Below are 19,415 nucleotides of genomic sequence, written 5' to 3'. Positions count from 1 at the left end.
TACAGCCCGGCCATAGATCAGTCCGGCGCTGGCGCGCCTTGAGACGATGCAACTATACGAGTGTGTGCATCAGAGCAACATTGATATATATCAAATTTTGCAACATGAAGCGGATTCCGGAATCCATCCATCTCGTCCACCGCGCCGCGATCCAGCACGTAAAGCCGCATGCCCGGCGCTTGTCGCCATCGTCTCGAAAAACCATGCCTGCTTGGCTGCGTGTTACGCCAGTCAGGCGACAAAGTTGCTGTTTTAACATATCAGCAGCCGTGAATCCTCACTAAAATTCACTTTTAATAAAAATGATTATCATTTAAAATTGATTGCATTTGAGATTGATTCTCATTCAATAATACCGAGGGAAGAACTGACATGCGTATCAAATTGATGGTGCTGGGCCTGGCAAGTGTGATAGCAAGTTGGCAAGTGCATGCGGATGAGATGGCAGTTGCCCCCGATGCGGCGGCCGAACCGGCGGCCGCCGCCGAGCGGGTGGTGATCAGCGGCGACAAGCTGAAACGCACGGAAATCGACAGCAGCGCCAGCGTCGGTGCGCGCAACCGCCGCCAGATTGCCGAGTCGGGCAACACCACGCTGGAAAACGTGGCCGCGCAGATGGCCAACGTCGGCACGGCGAGCGGCTTGTCGATACGCGGCATTAATTCCTACGGCCCGGCCGGCGGCGGCGGCGGCCGCACCATCACGCTGGTGGTCGATGGCGTGACCCAGGATGGCTATGGCCAGGACATCAGCGGCCTGAGCGTGTGGGACGCCGACCGCGTGGAAGTGCTGCGCGGCCCGCAGTCGACCAACCAGGGCCGCAACTCGCTGGCCGGCGCGGTGGTGCTGAAAACGCGCGACCCGTCCGATACGCCGGACTTCAGCTATCGCGTCAGCGCCGGCAACCAGAATGCCCGGCGCATCGCGGTGGCTGGCGGCGGCGCCATCGTCGACCAGGTGCTGGCCGGCCGCATCAGCCTTGAACAGCGCAAGCGCGACGGCGACGTCTATGATCCAAGCCGCGCCGACCAGCGCTACAACCACGACGACGGCCACACGCTGCGCGCCAAATTGCGCGTCACGCCGATCGGCGACCGTTACCAGGCGCTGGTGACGCTGGTCGACGACAAGCAGCAACTGGGCAGCCCGGGAGTGGAGCCGGTGACCCGCCCGGCCGAGGCGCGCCAGAACCTGTCCAACGAACCGCGCAATTCCACCAACCACACCCGCTCGGCCGCGCTGGAACAAACCTTCAAGCTGGGCGGCGCCGACATCACGCTGCTGACCACCTATTCGCACAATCGCTATACCCGGGTACAGGATTACGACGGCACCGAACTGAACCAGGGCTACCGCACCGGCGAAAATATCGATCGCCAGTTTTCGCAGGAAGCGCGCGCCAACTTCGAGACCACGCTGTTCGGCAACCAGTTGAAGGGCGTCGCGGGGGTGTATTACCTGAACGCGCACTATAGCGGAGACGACGTGTTCACCGTGCCGGTATCGTATGTGCTGGGCCTGATCGGGCAATGCCGGGTGCAGTCGGCATGCGATGCGGCGTATGGCGCCGAGTTCATCAAGCGCGGCAACCTGGAAGCCGACACCACCAGGACCCGCGCGGCATTCACCGAACTCGATTACGCGATCGGCAGGCTGACCCTGACCGCCGGCATGCGCTTCGACGGCGAACGCCAGACCCGCGTGCTGACCGGCTCTACCAGCGGCACCTCGCCGCTGGCCACCAGGATCGTCGGCCAGTTGATCAACGGCGGCGTGTTCGCCGCCGATGGCGCGCAAAACCTGAAGACCGACAATGACGTCTGGCTGCCGAAGCTGGGCCTGCGCTACGCGCTGGCGCCCGAATGGGTGGCCGGCCTGACGGCGCAGCGCGGCTACCGCACCGGCGGCGTCGATTACAGCTATCAGCGCGGCTCGCATGCCTACGCGCCGGAATTCACCAAGAACTATGAAGCGTCGCTGAAGGGCATGCTCGATGGCGGCATGGTGCTGACGCTGAACGCCTATCGCGTGGACTGGTCGGACCAGCAGGTCGATGTCGGCCGCAACACGCTGGACACCTACATCGTCAATGCCGGCAGTTCGCGCCTGCAGGGACTGGAAGCCGAGCTGCGCGGCAAGGTGACGCCGCACCTGGAACTGTTCGGCGCGCTGGGCGTATCGGCATCGCGCTTCCTCGATTTCAAGACGCCGCAGGGCGATTACACCGGCAAGGAATTTTCCCGCTCGCCGCGCCAGACGCAATCTGTGGGCGTTAACTGGACCCCCGGCCACTGGACGCTGAATGCGACGCTGGAGCACGCCGGCGGCACTTATACCCGTCCGGAAAACATCGACCGCAACGATGGCCACACCATCCTAGGCGGCAAGGCGGCGTACACGCTGTCGAACGGCATGTCGCTGTTCGCCTTCGGCAGCAACCTGACCAACCGCACTTACATCACGGCCAACCGCCTGGAATCGGTCACCGGCCGCTACCTGGTCAACCTGGGCAATGCGCGGCAGGTCGGCTTCGGCCTGCAAGGCAGCATCTGACCAAAAAACTGACGAGAAAGCAGATCATGAACTGGATATGCATGGCCATGGCCGGCCTGGCCGCGCTGAGTTTTTACCTGGCGTCGCCGCATCAAACCTTGTGGCCCGCCGCGCCGGCCGGGAGCAGATGGCTGCGCTGGCTGTCGCTGCCGCTGGCCGGCGGCGCGGTGGCGGCGGCCGCGCAAGCCTATGGCGCCTGGTGCGGCGTGTGGATCGCCTGCTCCGGCCTGATGACGGGACTGGTGCTGCTGCCCTATCTGGACGCCTGGCTGCGTGGACGAAAACAGGCTGCAGCGGGAGGACGCCATGTGGGGTAAGGCGACGGCGGCGGCCTTGCTGGGACTGCCATTATCGGTACTGGTGGTGGGTACGCTCGCCTTGCTCAGCAGCGACCAGCGGCGTACCACGCTGCCTTTGCTACTGCTGTTTTTCCTGGCGTGGGTGGCGGCCATGATGGGCGCGTTCCTGTTCAAGACCGGCTTGCGCGCATGGCTGTGGATGGGCGGCGCGACGCTGCTCGGCTACAGCGCGCTGCATTTCTTGAAGGCCGGTGGCCTGCTCAGGATTGCAGCATGAAGTCGGCAACTTTACGGACCTATATCGCGCTGCATACCTGGGTCGGACTGGCGGCGGGCTTCTGCCTGTTCATCGCGTTTTATGCCGGCTCGGTGACGCTGTTCCATGAAGAATTGCATGCGTGGGAAAGCGCGTCGTCGACAGCACAGCCGATGGAGCCGCTGTCGCGGACGCAGCCGCTGATCGATGCGGTGCTGAAGGCGTATCCGCAAGCGCGGCAATCCTTTTATCTGCGCCTGCCGTCGGAATACCAGCCAACGCTGTCGTTGATCTGGACCGAGAGCGTCAAGCAAGGCAAGCCGATCGTACACCACTTCCGCCTGAACCCGGCCGGCCAGCTGGAAGACGCCGAGCCGTATTCGAAGCTGGTGGACTTCATCTTCCGCCTGCATTATTCGGCCGGCTTTCCTCCGTCCTGGGGCATCTATGTGCTGGGCGCGATCTGCATCCTGTATGGCATGGCGCTGGCCAGCGGCGTGGTGATTTATGCGCCGTCCTTTTTCAAGGACTTGCTTGCGCTACGGATCGGCAAGAACCTCAAGCGCATGTGGCAGGATGCCCATAATGCGATCGGCATCCTGTCGCTGCCGTTCCACCTGATGTATGCGTGGAGCAGCGTGATCCTGGCCCTGGGCGTGATCTTGCTGGCGCCTTTCCAGTACCTGGTCTTCGACGGCAAGCTGCTCGATCTGGTTGGCCCGGATATTTCAGCGGTGGCGCCGTCCAGGGCGTCCGGCGTCGCCGCGCCATTGCTGCCGGCGCCGGCCCTGCTGGCGGCGCTGCAGCGCGCCGCGCCGGGCATGCAGGTCGAGGGCATCAGTTATCGTCATGCCGGCGACAGCAACGCGGAAATACAGGCCTACGGCGCCATCAGCCGGCAGACCGTGACCAGCAAGGCGCTGGTGGTGCTGAACGCCAGCGACGGCAGGGTGCTGCGCGCCATGACGCCCGACAATTTCAGTCCGGGCACACGCTTCATGCGCGGTTTGCAAACGCTGCACTTCGCCGAATACGGCGGCGCCGCGCTGCAATGGACCTACTTCATGCTCGGCATGGCCGGCGCCTTCCTGTTCTACAGCGGCAACCTGTTATGGATAGAGGCGCGCCGCAAGCGCAACCGGCAAGTACAGCCGCGCAGCGGACGGCTGATGGCGCAGGCCACGCTGGGCGTCTGCCTCGGCTGCGTGGCAGGCGTATCGGCGGTGTTCCTGCTGAATAAACTGGCGCCGGGCGAACTGCCGTTGTGGGAGCAGCGCGGCTACCATGCGGTCTTCCTTGCCAGCGTGGCATGGGCGTTCGCCCGTCCGCCGGCGCGCGCCGCGCACGAGCTGCTGACCTTGTGCGCCGTGCTGACGGCGGCGATCCCGCTGGCGCAGTGGCAGCGCAGCGGCATCAATCCCCTGCTGTCGCTGATGCGCGGCGACGGCGTCATCGCCGGCGTGGCGCTGGTGTCGCTGCTGTTTGCCGCGCTGTACTGGAAGATGGCGCGCAGCGTGCTGCAGCGCGGCCGCCATGGCGACCCGCATAGCGTCTGGTCGCTGCAAACGATAGCCATAACGGAAGGAGACAAGACTCCCTAATACCGGCACTAAGAGCCTATCCCAGTAGATGAATACGCCCTCTTCTGGCGCTCCTCAGTAGCGGGGACTGCGTTGATCGTCGTCGCGTGGCCCGCCACGCGTCCTCCTCACGCCTGGTCCGCGCTCCCGATGCGCGGCCAGAACAAGACGCTCACTACTGGGATAGGCTCTAAGCGCCACCCCTTTCAAGGTCTTGGGAGCGTAACTCTATCGCTTTTTAATACGCGGGCGGTTGCAACGTGGCGACGCGCTTCGGCGCCTGATACATAACCGGTCTTTTTAGGCGTCTTGGGTCCCCGGGTATGCTTGCGCAAGCGGGCCGGTTGCACGTGTTCGGCGATGCGCAGCAACAATGCTGCCAGCTCGGCCGAATCGAGCCTGTCGCACGGCTCCCAGGACGCTCGCTCAATGGCGATCATCATGCCTTCATACGCCCCTTTGACCTCCAGTGCCAGATAGAAGGTCGACAGGATGATGTCTGTTTCGTGCAAACGATGACAGATAGAGACTGCTCCTTCGATCAACGCCAGAACGTTATAGGCAAGCACGGCCACCCCAAAGGCCAACAGCGCGGCGCGCGGATGGCCCAGCGTGGCGATCTCGCTGCGCAACGCCGCTTCGAGGCGCTGAAACATGTTTTCAATGCGCCAGCGGCGACGGTATAGCTGTGCAATCGAGTTGGCGTCAAAGTGTTCCGATGGCAGATTGCTGAGCAACCGTATGCTCTTCTCGCCGTCCGTCGTGGCTTGATCCAGTTCCAGCACGATACGGCGCAGGGGCAGCGACTGACCATCGCCATCGTCGATACAGACTTGCTGTTCAAAGAGATTGCCGGTATCGCAGCACCCCATCGCTTGCAGTGCCGAAGACACGACGGGATACGGGGTGCGGGCGTGTTCGCGCACGATAAACATGCTGCCGCGCGCATGCCAGCCTGTCAGGATGGCGCGCGTACTGAAATTGCGGTCGGCGATCCATAGTTCTCCGGGACCGGCCTGCGCCAGGATCGGTCCCATGCAGGCACGCTCCTGGGCATGGGCATCCTCGCAAGGCAGCAGATCGACCACCAGGTTGCTGTCCGGGTCATAGACGACCAGCGAATGGCCCGGCAAGGCGGCCCCGCGAAATGCACGCAGTGGTTTGAGCCGTTTCTCGCTGGCCGGCAGATGATTGCCGTCGACAATGCGCAGGCGGTAGCCCGGCACGCTGGGCGCTGGCGCCGGTCCCAGGTGTTGCAGGATAGCTCCCAGCCTTGCATGGCTGCCTTGTACCAGGGCTCGCACCACGGCCGGATCGGTATGGTTGATCTTGTCGTACAGGGCGGTAATAGAAACTGGCAAGGCCAGGTAGCGCTTGGCAGCCGCGTGCACCGAGGGACGCAGCCCCACCGCGACCACCGACATGATTTCCACCACACTCGAAAACAGCAACTCGCGCTGATATTGGGCCTGGCGGTGCAGATCGAATACCTGATCAACCCAGGCCGGATCGAGTGCGCGCTGCAATGCCAGTCTGGCCATGACGGTAAGGGGCGCGCGCTCGGCGAATCGTTCGACAATGTTATCCATCAGCATGACATCACTCCTCTACACATGAACAATGTGTTGGATTCGTGAAATGACAATTAGTGCCCGATGGACTCCTTGAAAGGGGTGGCTCTTAGCTCCTGCATGAAGCGCTTTTTCGTGCTGTGCATGATGAGCGTAAGGAACTATTCGGACTCCGGCCATACCTATATAGAAGAACGGCACCATCTCGCTGTCCTTCATTACAAAACAGCCCACAACCGAATACCTTTAATGCAAGAGAATAAATCATGCACCCTACTCTTAATCCCGGATCACTGAATTCCTACAACCCATATAACCAAAACAACAGCCATCCCATTAATAACAGGGGTATTCCACCATCGTCCAGCCATGGAAATTCTTCCTCGGTCGGATCGGCGCCCCAGCAAAATCCACTTGACTCACATGTAGTATTAGGCAAGCTGTTGCCGTCTCAAACCGGAAGTACGCCGGGTGGAAAATATCGTGGTACGGATAAGATCGAGCGCTATGTGAAGTTCTACGAAGATGAAGCTCAATCTCACGGCGAGGTCGTCGCTAATAAAATTTATCGGCGCCTCATGGGTGCTGACGCAGCACCAGAATCGGCGGTATTCCAGCATAAAGGAAAGGCCCGTTTTGCATCCAAATTCGTCAGCAACCCAAACATAGCCGGCTCATTGAATGATGTATTAAAAGGAAGTAATCCGGAAGTAAAAAAAGCGGTATCACAAAATATTCTTTCCGGATTTGCAGCCGATGTATTACTCAAAAACTGGGACGTTGTTGGTCTTGAATTTGACAACATTTTGGTAACAAAAGATAAGAAAGCCATTCGCATCGATAATGGCAGCGCATTCTTGTCGCGCGCGATGGGAGAAAGAAAATCCCCGGCAAGTTTGTCTGAACTCGATGAAATACAAGGATTATTCAAACCGAGCGTTAATGCGTCTTACGCAAAAATCGCGGCCCATGCGGGATGCGCGTCAATTCAAGACATTCCTAACTTTCCGCAGCAAGTTAAAAGCATCGTGGACTTGCGTAACAGCGGCGGTACGGATAGTTGGCGACCACTTGTGACGGCTTGGACTCCGGGCATGGCGCGCCGCGACCAAGATGCAATCATCAACATGCTTGATGTCCGTACTGAGAAACTCAAACAATTAGTGGCATCGCCTTCCACTCAGTCAACTGGAATATCCGCGAAAGACATGAAAAAAGCAAGCGGCGACCTGGACGATGGCATAAAGTTAAAAACTGTAATTGACGAATATTTGGGTCCCAAACCAAAAAAAGAAGACATGCAGAAAATAATGCAAGTCTATAACGGCATGGTACAGAAAATAATACAGCATCCTGAAGTTGCAAACAGTGATGTTTTCAAATTAATATGGAACAATCCAAATCTGTTGAAAGAAGGTGATTTCGAAGAAATAAATCCGCATGACACAAATCCGCATGACATCAATAGCTTATTCAAGGTCACCGATAACCTGAAAGAATCCAGCGATGGAGAATTTGACAACTGCAACAAAGGAGAAATGGTCAGCACCCTGCTTTATACCACAGGATTAAGCAACAAAATCAATACGGCACTTTCTAAAAATGATGTTCCAACATTGAACAAATTAAGTCCGATCCTGAACGGCGTTTCATCCATGATTGGCAAGGGACCAGGTTATTCCGGGAAGACATACAGGGTCAAGGAACATGATGGCGCTGTATTGCAGGGATTTTATAATGCATACAAAAATAATACTGCAATCAATGTCCCGTGCTTCCTGAGCACGACCAAAGATAAAGGATTGGCAAGGCGCTGGGAGAAAAACAAACCCAATGAAAGCGATTTCACAGGAAACACCTGCTTCCACATTACAGTGCCCGCGCAAGTGCATGCGAATGGAAACAAGGCACGTGACATTACAAAGTTAGGCGAGGAGGAGGAGGAACAAGAAGTGTTATTCAATCATCATACCAATTTTGTGGTGACAGATTTCAAAAATATTGGCGATAATAAAATCGGCAACAAATACTTGATTTCCTTGACAGCGGTTTAATTGACGGTAAGCTTGGAAAGCCCGGTTTGGCGGGTTTTCCGCACAAAGTCCGGCATGGCTTGATATCGCCATGCCGGATCGCTATCTTTTACCGGGAAGAATTACCGGCTTAAAGGCCGCGAATACAAGTCAATGATGGTGCTGATCGCGTCCTGGCACACCGAGCAGAATTGGCCGCTGCGGTCGAACATGATGCATTGCATCTCGGGCCGGTAATACCCGCTGGCTTCGTAGTTGGCGCCTTCGAACGCGCCCACCTGATGCTGGTGCGGCGCGCGCGAAAACAGTTCCGCAGTCTGTTTCAAGTCGCGCTGGAACAAGGCGCTCATTTCCGATTCGGGACGGTTTTCCTGGCGCAGCGCGGCGCGCTCTTTCTGGTATGCGCGCGAAGCTTCTTCATACTCCGCCTTCGGCCATGCGGTCGGCAGCGGCGTGCCGGCCTTGACGTGGTCCGTCCATTTCAAATTCGCCGGATCGTGCAGCGCGGTGACGTTCGGCTCCCACGGTTCCGGACGCGCGCCGCTCGACTGATACGCCACCGGCGAGGTGTAGTACTCGTCGGCCAGGCCGGCGAAATGGTGGCCGAATTCATGCACGAACAGGTAGTTGGCCCAGTCGTTATTCGCCGCCGCCGTGCTGAACTGGCCGAAGATGCCGCCGCCGCCGTAGGTGTCGTTATTGACCAGGATTTCGATGAATTCATACGGCGCGTATTGCGCCAGTTCGCGCAGCGCGCGATTGTCGGTGGTCAGCACATAGCGTTCGCTGCCGAAGATGTCGTAGCGCGCACCCAGCCGCGAGGCGTGGTGCAGACCGGTCGATGGCCGCGACACGCCCGATTCCTGGGTCGGCGCCGCCATTGCCCACACATTGAAATCGCCGGCCCGTTCGCGGAATGGCGATACGGTAAACAAATGGTCGGCCATGCGGCGCGCGGTGGCCTCGAATTTCGGCATGTCGGCCTTGGTGTAGCCGTCGCCGAGTATCAGCAAGTCGACCTTGTCCGGCGACGGGCCGTTGACGCGGATCGGGATCAACTTAGCCGGCGCCGGGCCCTGCTTGCGGATCACGTCCGGGCCGTCGGTATCGACCTCGGCGCTCCACGCGACCGAAAATTGATTGCGCTCGTCGCGCTTCAGGATGCGCACGCGCACCGGCCGGTCCGGTTTCGGAAACCGCACCGATTCCTCGAAGCCGCGGCTGGTCTTGTTCGCTTCCTCGGTGCTGCGCCATTCGCCGAAGACGGTATTGAACCCGCGCGAATACAGCAGCGCGCCGGTCCTGGCGTCGACCACCTCGACCCGGTTGTTGCCGCGGTTGGTGTGGTCCAGCGTGCGCGACATATCGCCCGGCCACGGCAGCGGTTCGATCACCACCCGCTCCATCGCATACTGGTCGGACAGCGCGTTGCCGCTGTGCTGGTAGTCGACGCGCACCGTCGCCGGCGGCGGTGCAGGCGGCGGCGCAGTCGCCTGTGCCGCATGGGCCAGGCCGCAGGCGGCCAGCAACACGCCGCTAAAAAATCGGAAAGTGGTCGGGCGCATAAATAGTCCTTGCATGATGGGCGGATCGCCGATCGGACATTGTAGCGACCCGGCGCCACTTTTGGAACGCCGGGATTTTGCTATTTGTAGCGGTACAAGGGCTGGCGCAGCTGGATCGGGCGGATGTCGAGCCGCAGCTTGAGCACCGAATACGCTTCCGCCTCGGTCGAGCTGTAACCGACGCTGTTGACGGTCTTGCTGAACCTGAACTCGAAGCCCAGGTCGGGATACGGGTCGCGCGGATTGCCGAAGGCGATGCCGATCGCTTCTTGCTGGGCATTGTCGATCAGGTTGCCCATCAGGTCGAGCACCGCATTATTGCCGAGGATATCGTTGGTGAACACCGGTTCGCGCATGTCCGGCTGGTTCGGGTCGAGCTTGTTGTCGGCCTTGTCCGGCGACGGCGTGAAGATGCGCGTGATCAGGTTGAATTTGTCGCCCCGGTCCAGGTAGCTGATCGCCGCGTTGCTGATATTGAAGTTCTTGATGCCGCGGTCGGTCAGCGCGTCGGACAGGTCGATCAGCAAGGCGCCGCTGTAGCCGATCACTTCGACGTCGCGCCCGGCGTCGACGATCATGGCGCTGTTTTCATCGATGCCGAGGCCGATGTGATAACCCTTTTTCAGCATCACCGGGATCATCCGCGCAAAGCGGCCGCGTACCAGCAAGTGCTGGTCGACGAACACGTCGCTGCCGATGAAACCCAGGCCCGGTGCGATTTCCCTGCCTTCGGTGATGCCCATCTTGAGCATGTCCAGCACCGGCTTGGCGTCGTAGAACATCGTGGTGCTCATGATCGCCGCGCCGGCGCTGGAACCGGCGATCACGCCGCCGCCCCGGTACACCGACCAGATCGCGTCGAGCGCGGCGGTGCGGCTGCCGTCCGTACGCACCAGCGCCTGGGTGATGCGGCCCTGGTCGCCGCCGGCGAAATAAATCCCGCTGGCGGAACGGATTTGCGCCACCACGGCCGGGTCTTCGGCCGCCTTGCGGTAATCGCTGCCGGCCAGCTTGACGCCGAGCGGCACGAAGAACGCGTCGGCGCCGTACTGGTTCAATTTGCCGACGATGCTGGCGCCGGATTTTTCGGGGTTGATCGAGGCCGACGCCAGCACCGCGATGCGCGCCCCCTTGCCGCCCGACAGCTTGACGATGCGCTGCCACACTTCGGCGTTATCGGCGCGCAGGCCGCCGCCGATGATCACCAGCGTGCCGCGCGGCGCCGCGCCGAACGACGGCACCGCCGGCGCCGGCGCGGCCGCCGCTTGCAGGCACACTCCCAGCAGCGCAAACAGCCACGCCGCAGCAACTCGTTGTAGCGATATTCCAGATGCTTTCATGATGCCTTTCCGACCAGGACGGCGCATGGTCGGGGCGCCGTCCTCATCAAAACGATTGCTCAAAAAAACTGCTCGAAAATTGCCTGCTTGCTTGATGCGGTGCTGCGGTACTGCGGTGCTGCGGTTCTTACTTAAAGACGTAATTGGCCGACGCATAGAAGCGCCGGCCGCGCGGATCGGTGTAGCTCGGATCGTAGCCTGAAATGAAATAATAAGCTTGATTCGAGTAGGGCGGGCTGGTATTGAACAAGTTCTGGATGCCTGCCCGCAGCTTGAAGTGCTGGTTCACCGCATAGGCGCCGGACATGTCCCAGATCGAATACGCCTTGACCTGGTTGGCCGCCACCACGCTGCCGTCGTCGAGATTGATGGCCGAGTTCTGGTCCTGGTAGCCGCTCGAGAAGGTATTCGACAGGCTGGCCGAATAGGCGCCGCGGTCCCAGTCCAGCGTGATGGTGTGGCGCCAGCGCTGCACCACGCTGTCGGTGACGAATTGATTCAGGTTGCTGATATAGGCGTCGCCGGCGCTGGTCTGGATTTTCGAGTCCAGCACATAGGTGCCGTTGACATGCGCGCCGAAACGTCCCCACCCGGTGGTCGGGCTGTGCAGGTCGAGCGTCAGGTCGAGGCCGGACGCCAGTTGCGCGCCGCGATTTTCCTTGCGCAGTTCGATGTAGTCGATCTCGTTGTCGCGATTGCGGTGCACCAGGCTGCCGTACTTGTCGAGATTGGCCAGGATTATGTCGTCGCCGATTTCGCTGATCAAGTCGGTGCGCCTGATGTTCCAGTAATCCAGGCTGGTGCTCCAGTACGGGCTGCCCTCGAGCACCGCGCCCAGCGAGAATTGGCGGCTGCGCTCCGGTTTCAAATTGGCGTTGCTGTAACGCCGGGTATCCCAGTTGTTGGCGCAATCGGCGTAATTATTATTGACCGTCGCGCAATACACCGGATCGGGCAGGGTCGCGCTCTGGCCGTACACGGTCGGCCGGTGCAAGTCCGACATCGATGGCGCGCGGAAACCCTTGCCGGCCGATGCGCGCAGCAGCACGTCCCTGGCCGGCGTATAGGTAACGCCGATTTTCGGGCTCAGCGCGCCGCCGATGGCTTGATAACGGTCGTAGCGGCCGGACAATTGCGCTTGCCACTGCTTGCTGAACGGCAGCAGCAATTCACCATATACCGCCGCCACATTGCGGCTGTCGCTGGTGCCGGCGCCGCCTTCCGGCGCATCGTCGTTATTGATGTTATCGCTCATCAGCAGCGCCGACGGCGTGAAGGCGGTGCGCTCGCGGCGCAGCTCCCCGCCGAGCGCCAGCGCCAGGTCGCCGCCGCCCAGCGCCATCAAGCCGCGCGACACCTTGAAGTCGAGCGAGTCCATGCTGCCGCGCGCGTGGCGCACATCGTCGTTGACCTGGATACTGTCGAGCAGCGCGCGGCCTTGCGGACCGGACGGGCCGAAAGGATTGATCAAGCCATCGGCGATCCCTTGCAGCAGTTGGTCCTTCAATACGTAGCCGTGGGTATCCTTGTCCTTGATGGTGTTGACGCTGTGGTTCAAGCCGATGTCGTAATCCCAGCCGCCGGCGACGCCGCTCAGGCCGACCACGTAGCGCTGGCTTTCGCTGGTCAGTTCGCTGGTGCGGCGGCCCGCTTCGCCAAGGCGCATGCGCAGTTGCAGCTCGCTGTCGCCGGTGCTGTCGAGACCGCTGTTGGCCAGTTGCGGCACCTTGCTGTAATCGATGCTGGCGGTTACCCGCGCCGCCGAACCGACATAATTGGTACGCGAACTGCTCAGCGCCACTTCGGCATACAGCTGATGCTCGGGGCTCAATTGCAGCACGCCACGCGTCAGCAAATTCTGCTTGCTCGATTCCGGATACAGCTCGGTGTCGCCCATGTAATTGTAGGTGCAGCCATCGACGCCGCCGGTGCCGGCCGGCAGATAGAGATTCGCCGGTCCGCTGCAGCCCGGCACCGACAGGTTGATCTGGCGGTTGGTGATCGGCTTGCCGTTGATCTGGAAGCCGATGCTTTGCAAATAATCGCGCTGGTCGCTGCTGAGGCGGATATTCGCCGGGCTGGTATAACTCGACAGCAAATGGCCGAGGCGTTCCGGAATGTGCAGGTTCGGGATGAACTTGCGCTGCGACGTGCTGAGACTGCCGGTGCTTTGGGTGTCGAGTACCGCAAACACGTTATAGCCGTCGCGCGACAAATCGCCGGTGCCGGCGCTGATGGTCGCGGTGCGCTTGCCGGCCCCGCCCTCTTGCGTGCCGCTGCCATAGGCGTTCAATTCGACGCCCTGGAAGTCCTTGCGCGTAATGAAGTTGATCACGCCGCCGATGGCGTCGGTGCCGTACAGCGCCGACGCGCCGTCGAGCAGCACTTCGACGCGCTGCAATGCGGCGGCCGGGATATTGTTCAAGTCGACCCCGGCATCGTCGCCCGGCGACGCGAAGTTGGCCATGCGCCGGCCGTTCAGCAGCACCAGCGTCGACGAGGTGCCGATGCCGCGCAGGTTGGCGCTGTTGAAGCCGCGCTGGTCGCCGCCGACATTGATGCTGGCGCCGTCGGTCAGGCCGCCGACGTTGGCCGACACGCGCGCCATCAATTCGGCGGCGGTGGTGACGCCGGCTTTCTCGATATCGGCGCGGGTGATGACCTGCACCGGCAGCGCGGTTTCGGATTCGACCCGCTTGATCGCCGAACCGGTGATTTCGACGCGCGGCATGTTGACCGCGGCCGTGGCTGAATCGGACGACTGCGCGGCCGCCTCGTGTCCGAGCAGCGCGACGGCGGCGCCCAAGCCGAGCGCAACGCGTATCGAGCGGCTCAGCATGGATGGACGTGGCGCGAATGGACCTGACGCAACAGCGCGCCAGCATAATTGATGCATTGAGATACTCCCCAGGGTATGGTTTACTTTATTGTTTACTTGTTTTTATTACCTGCTCATACCTGCTATTTCTATTTTCTAGGCGCCGCTGTTTTTTGGGGGACTGCCTCGGACGGTGCGGACAACCGCACCCGCCGCCATGCAGTCAGGCTACGCATATCAAAACTAAAATTCAACAGCTTTTTTCAAAAAGATCCGGCATTGATTTACTTCGTGAAATAATGCCACATAACCAAGCGGAAATTAACGATAAACTCACCAGGATGCCCCCCGCCCATGCAAGCACACACTCATCCGGTCTCCGCGCCGCACGCCAGCGCGGCTTATCAACTCACCAGTCTTCATTTTGGCGTGCCGGGCAGCGGCAAGAAGGTGTACATCCAGGCCGCGCTGCACGCCGATGAAGTGCCGGGCATGCTGGTGGCGCAATTCCTGCGCCGCCGCTTGCTGGAGCTGGAAGCGGACGGCAAGATCGCCGGTGAAATCATCCTGGTGCCGGCCGCCAATCCGATCGGCCTGGCGCAGGCGATCCACGGCGCGCCGTTCGGCCGTTTCGACCTGAGCACCGGCATCAACTTCAACCGCGCCTACCGCCACGTCGCCAATGAATTAAAGACCACGCTGGCCGGTGAGCTCGGCGCCGATGCGCAACACAATGTCGCCGCCATCCGGCGCCATGCACGCCGCGCGATCGCCGACTGGGCACCGCAAACCGACGCCGAAGCGCTGAAAAAAATCCTGATGGGCCTGGCCATCGACGCCGACATCGTGCTCGACCTGCATTGCGATAACGAGGCGGTGCTGCATCTGTATGCCGGCACGCCGCTGGCCGACGCGGTCGCGCCATTGTCGGCGCTGCTGGGCGCGCACGCGGTGCTGCTGGAGCGGGAAGCCGGCGGGGAACCGTTCGACGAAGCGTGCAGCCGCTTGTGGTGGGATCTCGATGCGCATTTCGACGGCCGTTATCCGATTCCGGCCGCGTGCCTGTCGGTCACCGTCGAACTGCGCGGCGAAATGGAAGTCGGCTATCCACTGGCGCAACAGGATGCGCAAGGCCTGCTGCGCTTCCTGGCGCTCAACGGCGTGCTGAAGATCGACGCCGGCGCGCTGCCTGAGGCATTATGCGAGGCGACGCCGCTGGCCGGCGTGGAGCCGATCATCGCGCCGCACTCGGGCATACTGGTGTACACCCGGACGCTCGGCGAACGGCTGCGGGCCGGCGATGCGCTGGCCGACCTGATCGATCCGGTCGGCGGCGCCGTCACCGCGCTGCGCTGCAGCGTGGACGGGGTGTTCTTTGGCCGCAGCGCGCATCGCCACGTGTTGCGCGGCATGAACGTCGGCAAGGTCGCCGGCGCCACGGCCTTCCGCGCCGGCTCGCTGCTGAGCCAATAACAGGTCGCCGCGATGAAAAAAATCAAGCTGCCGCACACCTTCGTCCTGCTGTTCGCGATCCTGGCGATGATCGCGATGTCGACCTGGCTGGTGCCGGGCGGGAAGTACGACACCCACCTGGTCAATGGCAAGCAGCTGGTCGATCCGGCCACTTTCCACTATGTGGCCAGCCAGCCGCAAGGGTTTGTCGCGCTGATGATGGCGCCGATCAAGGGCTTCGTCGAGGCGGCGCTGATCATCGGCTTCATCCTGATCGTCGGCGGCGCCTTCGCGGTGCTGCAAAAAACCGAGGCGATCGATGCGATGATCAAATCGGTGGCCAAGGCGCACACCAGCTCGCGCTTCGTGCGGGTCGCCCTGATCCCGGTGTTCGTCACCATGTTTTCGCTGGGCGGCGCCACCTTTGGCATGAACGAGGAAGCGATCCCGTTCATCCTGATCTTCGTGCCGCTGGCGCTGGCGCTCGGCTACGATACGATTGTCGGCGTGTCGATCCCCTTCGTCGGTTCGCAAGTGGGCTTCGGCGCCGCCTTCCTGAACCCGTTCAACGTCGGCATCGCGCAGGGCATCGCCGGCGTGCCGGTGTTTTCCGGCATGGGCTACCGCTTCGTCGTATGGGTCATCGCCACCGCGCTGACCATCGCATTCCTGATGATGTATGCGGCCAAGGTCAAGCAACACCCTGAGAAAAGCCCGACCTACCGGCTTGACTGTGAAAAACGCCGCGAACAGACGCTGGACTTCAGCGACTTCCACGGCATGACCGGCCGTCACCGGCTGGTGCTGTGGATGTTCATGGCGACCCTGCTGACGATGGTATTCGGCGTCATCAAGTACCAGTGGTTCATCGAGGAAATCGCCACGCTGTTCCTCATCATGGGCATCGTGGTCGGCCTGGTCGGCCGGCTCGATTCGGACGCCATCGTCAACGCCTTCATGCAGGGCGCCAGGGACATGGTCGGCACCGCGCTGGTGATCGCGCTGGCGCGCGGCACCATGATACTGGCGCGCGACGCGCACATCATCGACACCATGCTGCACGCGCTGATGCCGCTGGTGGCGTCGTCCAGCCCGGTGTTCGCGGCGCAAAAGATGTTCGCGATCCAGTCGGTGATCAATTTCTTCATCCATTCCGGCAGCGGCCAGGCGGCGCTGACGATGCCGATCATGGCGCCGCTGGCGGACCTGGTCGGCGTGTCGCGCCAGACCGCGATCCTGGCGTTCCAGTTCGGCGAATTCAGCACGCCGATGATACCGACGTCGGGCATCACCGTCGGCGTGCTGGCGCTGGCGCGGGTACCGTGGATCACCTGGGCCAAGTGGATGATCCCGCTGCAACTGGCTTATCTGGTGATGTCGCTGATAATGCTGGTGCCGCCGGCGCTGACGAATTGGCAGTGAGGTTCAATCGATGTAAAGATGCGGGAAATAGCGCTCCATCAGCAGTTCGGGGCGCTGCGGCGGCGCAAAACCGAATTGCGCGTACAAGCCGTGCGCATCGAAAGTGGCCAGTGTGAAGCGGCGCAAGCCCTGCAATTGCGGGTGGCCGAACACGGCGGCCATCAGCAGCTTGCTGTAGCCGCGGCCGCGATATTCCGGCAGCACGAACACATCTACCAAGTTGGCGAAGGTGGCATAGTCGGTGACCACGCGGGCGAACGCGACCTGGCGTCCATCGAAGTAGCCGCCGAAACACAGCGAATGGTCGATCGCACGCGTGACGGTGGCGAGCGGGATGTTGATCGCCCAGGTCGATTGGGTACTCAAAAAATGGTGGATGGCGGGAACGTCGAGTTCCGCTGGATCGCTACTGATGGTGAAGTCGGGCATGGCGGGCAGTGTGACAGGCGTTAAATAAAACGCAATCATCGGTCACTCCGTGCGACGACTCAAGAACTTTTTAAAACTGCGGCCAGCTGCTGGCAACCTCTCCGGAAAGGCGCGGCATGCGGCGGCGTCAAAACCGCGGGGCGACTACAGCACGGCTTTTTCAGCGGCGCTCAAGCGTTTGCCGACCACCGTCACGGTATGCATGTTGGCGTCGATGCTGGCCACGGTCAGCGCGGCGGCCGGTGCAGCAGCAGGGGCGGCATGCAGCTTCAGCGCTGTCGCGTTGACCATGTTCGAGGCGCCGGCCAGGACGATGACTGCGACAAAAATGGCTTCCATGTTTTTAGCGATGTTCATGATGTTTTCCTTTGAGTGAATCGTGAATGAGTGGTGTTGCGATGGTTGAACTTTATCCAGACGCTCCCCGGCTCGCCATCGGATTGCGATGAAATGCCGGTTTTGCGGGACAGAATACAAAAAGCCGGGGCTGAAGCCGCAAAGCGCCCCGGCCGTCCGTACACCGGTAGCATTCTGAAAACATTTTCCCGCCTTGACGCGCCGGCAGACGGCTAAAAACCACGTTTCCCCTCCGGAAGCGGCAAAATCTGCTGCCCCTGTGCGCGCATTGTTTATAATCTTCCCAATCAAACTGGACCCATTCATATGACAGCACAACTCTCCAAAAAAAGCGAAGCATGGTCGGCGCGGTTTTCCGAGCCTGTTTCGGATCTCGTCAAGCGTTACACCGCCTCGGTCTTTTTCGACAAGCGCCTGGCGCTGTTCGACATCGAAGGCTCGTTGGCGCATGCCGAAATGCTGCACGCGCAAGGCATCCTGAGCGCATTCGACTACGCTGAAATCCAGCGCGGCATGGCCCAGATTTCCGGCGAAATCGGCGCCGGCACATTCGAATGGCTGCTCGACCTGGAAGACGTCCACCTGAATATCGAAAAACGCCTGACCGAGCTGGTCGGCGACGCCGGCAAGCGCCTGCACACCGGCCGCTCGCGCAACGATCAGGTCGCGACCGACATCCGCCTGTACGTGCGCGCCGCGATCGACGACATCACCGGCTTGCTGGCCACCTTCCGTTCGGCGCTGCTGGACCTGGCCGAACAGCACGCCGACACCATCATGCCCGGCTTCACCCACATGCAAGTGGCGCAGCCGATCACGTTCGGCCATCACATGCTGGCCTACGTCGAGATGTTCGGCCGCGACAGCGAACGCATGCTGGACTGCCGCAAGCGCGTCAACCGCCTGCCGCTGGGCGCCGCCGCGCTGGCCGGCACCACCTTCGCTATCGACCGCGAGCGCGTGGCCAGGACGCTGGGCTTCGACGACGTCTGCCACAACTCGCTGGACGCCGTGTCGGACCGCGATTTCGCGATCGAATTCTGCGCCGCCGCCGCCGTCGTCATGATGCACGTGTCGCGCATGGCGGAAGAACTGGTGATCTGGATGAGCCCGCGCATCGGCTTCATCGACATCGCCGACCGCTTCTGCACCGGCTCGTCGATCATGCCGCAAAAGAAAAACCCGGACGTGCCGGAACTGGCGCGCGGCAAGACCGGCCGCGTGTACGGCCACCTGACCGGCCTGCTGACTTTGATGAAAGGCCAGCCGCTGGCCTACAACAAGGATAACCAGGAAGACAAGGAACCGCTGTTCGACACCGTCGACACGGTGGTCGACACCTTGCGCATCTTCGCCGACATGGCCGGCGGCATCACCGTCAAGCCGGAAGCGATGCGCGCCGCCGCGCTGCAAGGCTACGCCACTGCGACCGATCTGGCCGACTACCTGGTCAAGAAAGGCTTGCCGTTCCGCGACGCCCACGAAGCCGTGGCGCACGCCGTGCGCGCCTGCGTCGACGCCGGCTGCGACCTGGCCGACCTGTCGCTGGAACAGTTGCGCGAATTTTCGGAACTGGTCGGCGACGACGTGTTCACCGTGCTGACGCTGGAAGGTTCGGTCGCCGCGCGCGACCACGTCGGCGGCACCGCGCCGCGCCAGGTGCGGACCGCGATCGCCCGCGTGCGCCAGCAGCTGGCCGGGTAAGCTGAACCAAAGCTGAACAGCAAGGGCCGGCGCAAT

The 19,415-nt window shown here is 61.3% G+C and carries 14 protein-coding genes; 8 read left to right on the top strand and 6 right to left on the bottom strand.

Going from position 1 to position 19,415, the window contains the following annotated elements; translation table 11 throughout:
• Positions 1-372: 372 nt before the first annotated feature.
• From GJA_RS03245 to GJA_RS03230, 4 genes are read left to right on the top strand one after another with little or no spacing between them, the layout of a single operon-like run.
• Positions 373-2,553: a TonB-dependent receptor gene (locus GJA_RS03245; RefSeq protein WP_038488734.1), complete on the top strand. Its 2,181-nt coding sequence runs from the start codon at positions 373-375 to the stop codon at positions 2,551-2,553.
• Between the two features lie 26 nt (positions 2,554-2,579).
• Positions 2,580-2,870, top strand: coding sequence for a hypothetical protein (locus GJA_RS03240; protein ID WP_051780224.1), 291 nt, complete (start codon positions 2,580-2,582; stop codon positions 2,868-2,870).
• A complete protein-coding gene (locus GJA_RS03235; protein ID WP_038488730.1) occupies positions 2,860-3,129 on the top strand; it encodes a hypothetical protein in 270 nt (89 codons plus the stop codon). Before GJA_RS03240 ends, GJA_RS03235 begins: the two co-directional genes overlap by 11 nt.
• On the top strand, positions 3,126-4,709 hold the full coding sequence (locus GJA_RS03230; RefSeq protein ID WP_038488727.1) for a PepSY-associated TM helix domain-containing protein: 1,584 nt from the start codon (positions 3,126-3,128) through the stop codon (positions 4,707-4,709). Before GJA_RS03235 ends, GJA_RS03230 begins: the two co-directional genes overlap by 4 nt.
• A 185-nt stretch (positions 4,710-4,894) precedes the next feature.
• Here GJA_RS03230 and GJA_RS03225 read toward each other — a convergent pair whose 3' ends face one another.
• Entirely contained in the window at positions 4,895-6,229 is a 1,335-nt protein-coding gene (locus GJA_RS03225; RefSeq protein WP_081905600.1) for an IS4 family transposase, read from the bottom strand.
• Positions 6,230-6,525: 296 nt separating this feature from the next.
• Between GJA_RS03225 and GJA_RS27070 the strand changes: the two genes are divergently transcribed.
• Positions 6,526-8,313, top strand: coding sequence for an ADP-ribosyltransferase (locus GJA_RS27070; protein WP_144241411.1), 1,788 nt, complete (start codon positions 6,526-6,528; stop codon positions 8,311-8,313).
• A 101-nt stretch (positions 8,314-8,414) separates the two neighbouring features.
• On the opposite strand, the gene GJA_RS03210 is transcribed toward GJA_RS27070, so the two are convergent.
• The 3 genes from GJA_RS03210 to GJA_RS03200 form a co-directional block, all read right to left on the bottom strand.
• Positions 8,415-9,857, bottom strand: coding sequence for an IgA Peptidase M64 (locus GJA_RS03210; protein WP_038488718.1), 1,443 nt, complete (start codon positions 9,855-9,857; stop codon positions 8,415-8,417).
• An 80-nt stretch (positions 9,858-9,937) separates the two neighbouring features.
• The gene (locus tag GJA_RS03205) at positions 9,938-11,197 is read right to left on the bottom strand and encodes a cyanophycinase (protein ID WP_038488716.1); all 1,260 of its coding nucleotides are present in this window, start codon (positions 11,195-11,197) and stop codon (positions 9,938-9,940) included.
• 127 nt (positions 11,198-11,324) lie between these two features.
• Positions 11,325-14,036, bottom strand: a complete 2,712-nt coding sequence (locus GJA_RS03200; RefSeq protein ID WP_038488714.1) for a TonB-dependent receptor — start codon at positions 14,034-14,036, stop codon at positions 11,325-11,327.
• Between the two features lie 333 nt (positions 14,037-14,369).
• Between GJA_RS03200 and GJA_RS03195 the strand changes: the two genes are divergently transcribed.
• Entirely contained in the window at positions 14,370-15,488 is a 1,119-nt protein-coding gene (locus GJA_RS03195; RefSeq protein ID WP_038488712.1) for a succinylglutamate desuccinylase/aspartoacylase family protein, read from the top strand.
• A gap of 12 nt (positions 15,489-15,500) precedes the next feature.
• Complete coding sequence (locus GJA_RS03190) at positions 15,501-16,889, top strand: YfcC family protein (protein WP_038488710.1); 1,389 nt, start codon at positions 15,501-15,503, stop codon at positions 16,887-16,889.
• A gap of 3 nt (positions 16,890-16,892) precedes the next feature.
• Here GJA_RS03190 and GJA_RS03185 read toward each other — a convergent pair whose 3' ends face one another.
• Together GJA_RS03185 and GJA_RS03180 are read right to left on the bottom strand one after the other, a co-directional pair.
• Positions 16,893-17,357, bottom strand: coding sequence for a GNAT family N-acetyltransferase (locus GJA_RS03185; RefSeq protein WP_242404437.1), 465 nt, complete (start codon positions 17,355-17,357; stop codon positions 16,893-16,895).
• 105 nt (positions 17,358-17,462) lie between these two features.
• A complete protein-coding gene (locus GJA_RS03180; protein WP_038488708.1) occupies positions 17,463-17,675 on the bottom strand; it encodes a hypothetical protein in 213 nt (70 codons plus the stop codon).
• A 306-nt stretch (positions 17,676-17,981) separates the two neighbouring features.
• On the opposite strand from GJA_RS03180, the gene argH reads away from it, so the two are divergent.
• The gene (gene argH / locus GJA_RS03175) at positions 17,982-19,379 is read left to right on the top strand and encodes an argininosuccinate lyase (RefSeq protein WP_038488706.1); all 1,398 of its coding nucleotides are present in this window, start codon (positions 17,982-17,984) and stop codon (positions 19,377-19,379) included.
• Positions 19,380-19,415 lie beyond the last annotated feature (36 nt).

The organism is Janthinobacterium agaricidamnosum NBRC 102515 = DSM 9628, from assembly GCF_000723165.1.
In the GTDB taxonomy this organism is placed as follows: Bacteria; Pseudomonadota; Gammaproteobacteria; order Burkholderiales; family Burkholderiaceae_D; genus Janthinobacterium; species Janthinobacterium agaricidamnosum.
The sequence above is the reverse complement of the archived record's forward strand: the minus strand, read 5'-3'. Positions and strand labels throughout refer to the sequence as shown.